This is a genomic window from Corallococcus llansteffanensis, assembly GCF_003612055.1.
In the GTDB taxonomy this organism is placed as follows: domain Bacteria; phylum Myxococcota; class Myxococcia; order Myxococcales; family Myxococcaceae; genus Corallococcus; species Corallococcus llansteffanensis.
This window is the reverse complement of the sequence record NZ_RAWB01000580.1, coordinates 1-6,243: the sequence shown is the minus strand read 5'-3', so window position 1 is coordinate 6,243 and position 6,243 is coordinate 1. Positions and strand designations below refer to the sequence as shown.

At 68.0% G+C, this 6,243-nt stretch carries 7 protein-coding genes; 3 read left to right on the top strand and 4 right to left on the bottom strand.

All coding sequences use genetic code 11. From position 1 onward, the window contains the following. Positions 1 to 84 precede the first annotated feature (84 nt). Both D7V93_RS35620 and D7V93_RS35615 read right to left on the bottom strand, forming a co-directional pair. Entirely contained in the window at positions 85 to 567 is a 483-nt protein-coding gene (locus tag D7V93_RS35620) for an FKBP-type peptidyl-prolyl cis-trans isomerase (protein WP_120647600.1), read from the bottom strand. Between the two features lie 74 nt (positions 568 to 641). Then, positions 642 to 1,919 carry a dicarboxylate/amino acid:cation symporter gene (locus D7V93_RS35615; protein WP_120647599.1) on the bottom strand — a complete coding sequence of 426 codons (1,278 nt, stop codon included), beginning with the start codon at positions 1,917 to 1,919 and terminating at the stop codon, positions 642 to 644. Between the two features lie 71 nt (positions 1,920 to 1,990). On the opposite strand from D7V93_RS35615, the gene D7V93_RS35610 reads away from it, so the two are divergent. Continuing rightward, positions 1,991 to 2,629 (top strand): 2OG-Fe(II) oxygenase, encoded by a 639-nt coding sequence (locus D7V93_RS35610; RefSeq protein WP_120647601.1) that lies wholly within the window; start codon positions 1,991 to 1,993, stop codon positions 2,627 to 2,629. On the opposite strand, the gene D7V93_RS35605 is transcribed toward D7V93_RS35610, so the two are convergent. Next, a complete protein-coding gene (locus D7V93_RS35605; RefSeq protein ID WP_120647598.1) occupies positions 2,608 to 3,381 on the bottom strand; it encodes a DNA-methyltransferase in 774 nt (257 codons plus the stop codon). The genes D7V93_RS35610 and D7V93_RS35605 overlap by 22 nt on opposite strands. A gap of 76 nt (positions 3,382 to 3,457) precedes the next feature. Here D7V93_RS35605 and D7V93_RS35600 point away from each other — a divergent pair, with 76 nt between their 5' ends. Both D7V93_RS35600 and D7V93_RS35595 read left to right on the top strand, forming a co-directional pair. Then, positions 3,458 to 4,249, top strand: coding sequence for a hypothetical protein (locus D7V93_RS35600; protein ID WP_120647597.1), 792 nt, complete (start codon positions 3,458 to 3,460; stop codon positions 4,247 to 4,249). Beyond that, a complete protein-coding gene (locus tag D7V93_RS35595; protein WP_120647596.1) occupies positions 4,249 to 5,157 on the top strand; it encodes a type VI immunity family protein in 909 nt (302 codons plus the stop codon). The genes D7V93_RS35600 and D7V93_RS35595 overlap by 1 nt, the downstream gene beginning before the upstream one ends. A 14-nt stretch (positions 5,158 to 5,171) precedes the next feature. Here D7V93_RS35595 and D7V93_RS35590 read toward each other — a convergent pair whose 3' ends face one another. After that, the gene (locus tag D7V93_RS35590; RefSeq protein ID WP_158623936.1) at positions 5,172 to 6,080 is read right to left on the bottom strand and encodes a DUF2381 family protein; all 909 of its coding nucleotides are present in this window, start codon (positions 6,078 to 6,080) and stop codon (positions 5,172 to 5,174) included. Positions 6,081 to 6,243 lie beyond the last annotated feature (163 nt).

Sequence of the window (6,243 nt, the reverse complement as noted above, 5' to 3'; positions counted from 1 at the left end):
GGTTCGGGGCGGGAGGAGCCATGGGGGCGCGAAGATAGTGCACGCCCCCCGGTGGAACGAAACGCTCCCTGCCGGAGTCGCGCCCTATTCGTGCGCGCCGCCCGGCCCGTGCACGTGGCCGTGCGTGAGCTCTTCCTGCGTCGCGTCACGCACCTCCCGCACGGTGACGTCGAAGTGGAGCGTCTTGCCCGCGAGCGGGTGGTTCAGGTCCACCACCACGGAGTCGGCGTTCACCGCCTGGATGCGCAGGGGGACGTTGCCCTCCTCCGTCTGGGCCATCAGCGTCTGGCCCACCTGGGGCGTGAAGCCCTGGGGCAGCATGGTGAGGGGGACGGTGCGCAGCCCCTCCGGGTTGTGGTCGCCATAGCCCTGCGCGGGGGCCACCACCACCTGCTTGCTCTCACCTGAGTCCAGGCCCTCCAGGGCCCCCTCCAGACCGGGGACGATCTGCTTGTGCCCGTGCAGATAGGCGAGCGGCTGGCCCGGGGCACTCTGGTCGATGACCTCTCCGTCTCCCAGATGGAGGCGGTATTCGAGCGCGACGACGCGACCGTTGGCGATCTTCATGGGGAGGAAGCTCCTTGGCTTCAGGGACGGCGGAGTGGGACTTCGGGAAAAGGTGGAACCTGCGGGGCCGCGCGTCAGGACGCGGGGGACTCCGCCGCTTCCTCGGCGACCGCCCGGTCGGGCGGCTCCCCCCGTGACACATACACGGCGGCGGCCAGGTCGCCGGTGACGTTGAGCACGGTGCGGCACATGTCCAGGAAGCGGTCCACGCCGAGGATGAGGCCCAGGCCCTCCACCGGGATGTTGAACATGCCGAGGATCATGGCGATGACCGGGATGGAGCCCGCCGGCACGCCCGCGGTGCCAATGCCCGCCAGCACACAGATGAACATGATGACCGCCTGCTGGCCCAGGCCCAGCGGCACGCCGTACACCTGCGCGAGGAAGAGCACGGTGACGCCCTCGAAGAGCGCGGTGCCGTTCTGGTTCATCGCGGAGCCGGCGGTGAGCACGAAGCGCGCGACATTGCGCGGCAGGTGGAGGTTCTCCTCGGCGACCTTGAGGGCGGTGGGCAGCGTGGCGCTGGAGGAGGACGTGGAGAAGGCGGTGACGATGGCGAGCCGGCAGGAGCGGAAGAACTCCAGCGGGTTGCGCCCGCCCAGGAAGCGCACCGACAGCGAGTAGACGACGAACATGTGCAGGCCGAGCGCCAGCAGCACCACGCCCACGTACGACGCGAGCTGCCCCAGGATGTGGAAGCCCAGCCGCGCCGTCATGGAGAACAGGAGCGCGCCCACGCCGATGGGGGCCAGCTTCAGCACCCCGTCGATGAGGCGCATCATCACGTCGTAGAGCCCCTGGATGGCCTCCTTGAGCCGCAGCGCGGGCTCGCCCGGGGTGAGCGCCAGGCCCAGGCCGAAGATGAGCGAGAAGACGATGAGGCCAATCATGTCCCCGTCCGCCGCGGCCTTGATGGGGTTGGTGGGCACCATGGACATGAAGAGCGCGCCCACGGAGGAGTCGCCCGGCGGCGGGGCGGCCTTTATCTGCGTGCCCGTGCGGGCCAGGGCGCGGGCCTCGTCGCTCAGGCCGTCGCCGGGCCTCAACGTGTTGACGAGCAGCAGGCCGATGAGGACGGAGATGACGGAGAAGACGACGGTGTAGCCCAGCGTGCGCGCACCCAGGCGGCCCACCTGCTTCAAGTCCAGCTCCGCCACGCCGACGACGAGCGCGGAGAACAGCAGCGGCACCACGAGCATCAGCAGCAGGCGGATGAAGATCTGCCCCACGGGGTTGGTGACGTGCTCGACCAGTCCCTTGAGCCAGGGCGCGTCCCCGAACACGGCGTTCGCCACGAGCCCGGCCACCGCGCCGATGGAAATGCCGAGGAGCATCTTCTGGTGGGCCTTCATATGGGCGCGAAGCCTAGCGGTGAAAGGAGGTGGCGCCCACCTCGCGTTCGGGAGAAAGCTTCCGGCCCACCGTGGAATCCCTCGTCCAGCTCACCGAGCCCGCCCTGCCCCCTGCCCTCTTCCGCCTGCTGTCGCGGCGCGTGGGGGCGCTCCGGGGGGAGCGCCTGCGCCACACCTACCAGACGACGTTCTGGTACGCCTTCGGGCCTCCGGAGAACGTGGTGGAGGAGGTCATCCACACGCTGCGTCCGGCGGTGGCGAAGGGGCGGAGGATTGCCGGCGTGGAGTGGTGGCTGTCACGCATGCGGGCCACCGACGTGCGGGTGGACTTCCACCAGGACCGGGACGAGCGGCTGGCCTTGCGCACGGGGAAGCTGGTGCATCCGAAGCGCTCGTCGGTGTTGTTCCTCAACCGGGTGCGGGGCGGAGCGCTGGCGGTGACGCGGGAGCTGCCGTCCGCGGACAATCCGTCGCTCGCGCCGGACCGGCTGGACGGGTTGACGCTGGTGGCGCCCCGGCCCAACCGGCTGGTGGTGTTCGACGGGACGCTGACGCACGGCGTGCTGGACGCGGACAACCAGGTGCCGGACGGGAAGCTGCCAGGGCCCTCGCGCGAGCGGCGCACGCTGGTGATGAACTGGTGGGACCACCGTCCCACCGACGTGCCGACGTGGAGCGAGACGCGCTACTACCGGGCGCTGGCGAGCTGACGGGCGGTGTCGTGCAGGCGCTGGGTGACGCGCTCGGCCCACTCGGGTTCGACCTCCATGCAGGCGGGGCGGCGGCCCAGGCGCAGCGCGGCGGAGGGCATGGAGCCGCTGCCGGCGAAGGGATCCAGCACGGTGTCCCCGGGGCGGCTCCAGGTGCGCACGAGCGGCTCCAGCACGGAGAAGGGCTTGTGGTGCGGGTGGCCGCCCCACTGCGTGGCCTCCGCGTCGTCGTCGTAGCCCCCGACGACGGCCCACACGGTGGGCAGGTCCCCGGGCGCGAGCGGCGGCGCGGGCGTGCGGGTGAGGACGAGGGCCACTTCGTAGACGCGCAGGTTCTGTTCGTTGGCGTTCTTGTCGGTGGTGCGCTTGCCCCAGACGTACTCGCCACGCAGGTGCGTGTAGCCCAGGTCGCGCGCGGCGGTGACGATGGGCTCCTTGCCCAGCAGGTTGGTCCAGATGATGAGGGGCGCGTCGGGGGTGAGGTGCGGGACGGCGCGGGAGAGCCAGGCCTCGGAGAAGACGCGGTAGTCGCGCACGGACTCGAAGCGGACGATGGGGTTGCGGTCGATCTTCTTGTTCGCGCGGGGGTCGCGCAGGTCCCCGCCCTTGCGACGCCGGGTGAGCAGGCAATAGGGAGGATCGGTGTGCAGCAGGGAGGCGCGGGTGTCGCCGAGGGCGGCCCGGTAGCCCTCGGGCTCGCGCGCGTCGGCGCGGAAGCAGCGCAGGGATTCGGGCGTCAGGTCGGAGGTCATCGTGGGAGTGGAACCCTACACGGCGGGGCGTCCGGCTTGGGGACGTGGTTGGGGGGGATTCTGGCACCCTGGGGACATGAGATTCCGGCTCACCGCGCTCCTGTCCTGCTGGCTGCTCCTCTGTGGGTGCCAGTCCGCGGGCGCGGGCCAGACGCGGCACGAATATGCGCAGTCGATGGATTCGGGCATGGCCGCCTGCCGGCAGAACCCGGCGTACTGCGCGGAGGTGGGCCTGTCCGCCGGACTCCGGACCACGGCTTCGGCTGGGGCGTCCGTCGCGGGTGCGCTCCAGGTGATGGATGCGGCGGCGAAGGGCCGTGTCCGGGAGATCATGGAGACGTGCGCGAATGAGGCCGAGTTCGAGGTGAACGAGCAACACTTTGGCAGCCAGCCGCCTACGGCGGAGCAGTGCCAGGAAGTCTTGAAGAGGGACGCGGCGGGAAACCCCGTCCTCACCCGGGCCATGAAGCTGGGCCAGGAGAAGCATGCAGCAGCCCTGCGGTGCGTCCAACTGCGGCTGTCCGTCGAACGTCCCGGTGGGTTCAGCCTGGAGCAGCGTTACCGGTATGATCCCAAGACGAAGGTCCTTGAACTGATCACCAAGGCCGCAGAACAGGAGTTGATCCGAACGGGGAACACGGGGCCGCTCAAGGGCACGCTGGTTCCCGATGTGGTCATCCACTCTGGGAATCCGCTCCGGGCCGAGGTGGTCTATGACTTCAAGTTTTCCTGCCTCGTCGGCGAGGCTTCCCCTTGGCGCACATATCCGAAGGGACATCCCTTCAAGAAATTCAATCAGGGGGAACTCTATGGAGAAGCGCTGCAAGCCCCCGTGCTACGTGTCTCGCCCATTCTGGGAGCTTACTGATGATCGGAAACCTGCCGTCCATACGAGTCATTGCCAGAACCGGCTTCGTCTGTCTCAAGGAAGGACTCAGCATTTGCTTCTACGTGCGCCACTCCCATGAAGACATGGCGTCAGTCATGCTTCAAGCATTGGAGCTTTATCTCAAAGCCATCGGCCGGCAGGCACTGACATACTCTCCAGACGATGAAGGATACTGGCAAAGGCTTGATGTTCCCGCGATGGAGTACACCCAGAAGCAGCTGCAACGAGGCTACACCCACGTCTTGCTGAAAGACAGCATAGGAGACATTGGCGACTACCAGTTCCAATACCAGGACGTTGATCTGGAGTCGCCGGTGAACATCTATGGGCCATCCGAGCGCTTGGCCTATGCCTTCTCCTTCCGGTTTCCAGCCAGTCGCCTCCAATCCCAGGGCATCGGGCCATTCCGAGACCTGGCCCTCGCCCTCGCGAAGTTGCTGCCTTTCAGCTCCGGCCATGCAGGGCCTTCCTTCCATGCATGGGCAATGGAAGACCTCACGCAACAGATGTTTCAATTGGGGCTCCGCTACCCTGGAATGGACATCCCCGATGAACACAACAACGCATACACCGTGGGAGACCAGCTCGACGGCGTCCACTGGATGAACTTCATTGGACAGCCTGTGCTGGGCGCCGTGGGCGGCACTGAGGCCCTGCGGGCCCGGCTCACCCATCCCGGCACCTCCGTGGAGTCACTCGGTGAAGACCGTGCCCTCATCACCCTGGGCGCGGAACCCGACGCGGGAGACACGGCCGAGGGCCGCGGGCTCCCGGCCTACCGCGAGCTGGCGCGGGTCCTGGAGCCCTGGTTGACCTCGCGCGAAGCCGCGCGCCCCTACCGCGAGAACGAGGCCCTGCTCCGGTGGGAGCGCCGGTTCCTGGAGTGAGCCATGCGCCACCTTCAGGGAAACTTGATTCCGCTGAACACCGCACTCCTCGTCCCCGCTTCGTCCCAGAGTTGCAGCGTGAAGGGGCCGTCGCCTGCGTTGCCGTCCAACTCGAATTCCACGGCCAAGGGCACATACGATCCGGGCGTCACCGGAGCCGTTTGCAAGGGCGGGAGCGATTCCCATACATGCCTCTTCCTGTCCGTCAGCACCGCCCGCCGGATGGTCCATGGCAAGCCGTCCTCCGAGCGCACGGAGAGCTGCGCGGCCCGCCGCCCCCCCCCCCTGAGCAGCCTGATGCCCTTGAGGTGCAACGGACACGGCCGTGAGCAGGAAATCCCACTGAGGTCCATCTCCATTACAAGCGTTTCCAGGGGGCCCGTGGCGGACAGCAGCGCGCGAAACCCATCCATCTCCACCTTCCCACCGGGTGCAGGCGGAGGGCGCTGCCGCAAGCGCTCCAGCTCCGCACGCAACTGTTCTGCCTCCTGACGGTATGATTCCGCGGAGCGGGCCCGCCGGTAGACCTCCACCTGACGGTCCACCCCGGTGGCTTGCACTTCCAGGGTCAGCACCAGCCGCGCGGGCAGGGTGGCATCCTTGAAAGGGATGGACAGCTTCAGGGTTTCTCCCAGCCGCACGTCGCTGCCCGGCACGAGCACCACAAGCGAGTTGCCCAGGCTCACCCGAGCGAACTGCGCACGTCCCTCCAGAGACACCTGCTCCTGCTGGATGTCGGTGTCGAACAGCAGGGTCGTGCTCAAGCCGGGCCCGATCCGGATGGGTCGGGTCGCAGCCCCCTCCGGGCCCACTTCCAAGCGAAGGATCTCCCCTGACGCCGCTTTCACCTCCAGGGGAACGGCCGCCAGAACGCACGTCGACCAGAGCAGGACCGGAAGCGCTACGGACAGACAGGAGGGCACGGTGTGGAGGGCTCCTCGAACCAGGGCAGCAGGGGCCTCCCTGTCTACCACGAGGTCCACCCAATGCCCTCTGCCCCATGCAGGCCCACCCGCCAGGTAGGGGCGATGCGGAAGGGTGGCTACTCTTCGGCCACGTCCACGAAGGCCTTCACTGGCTGGATAT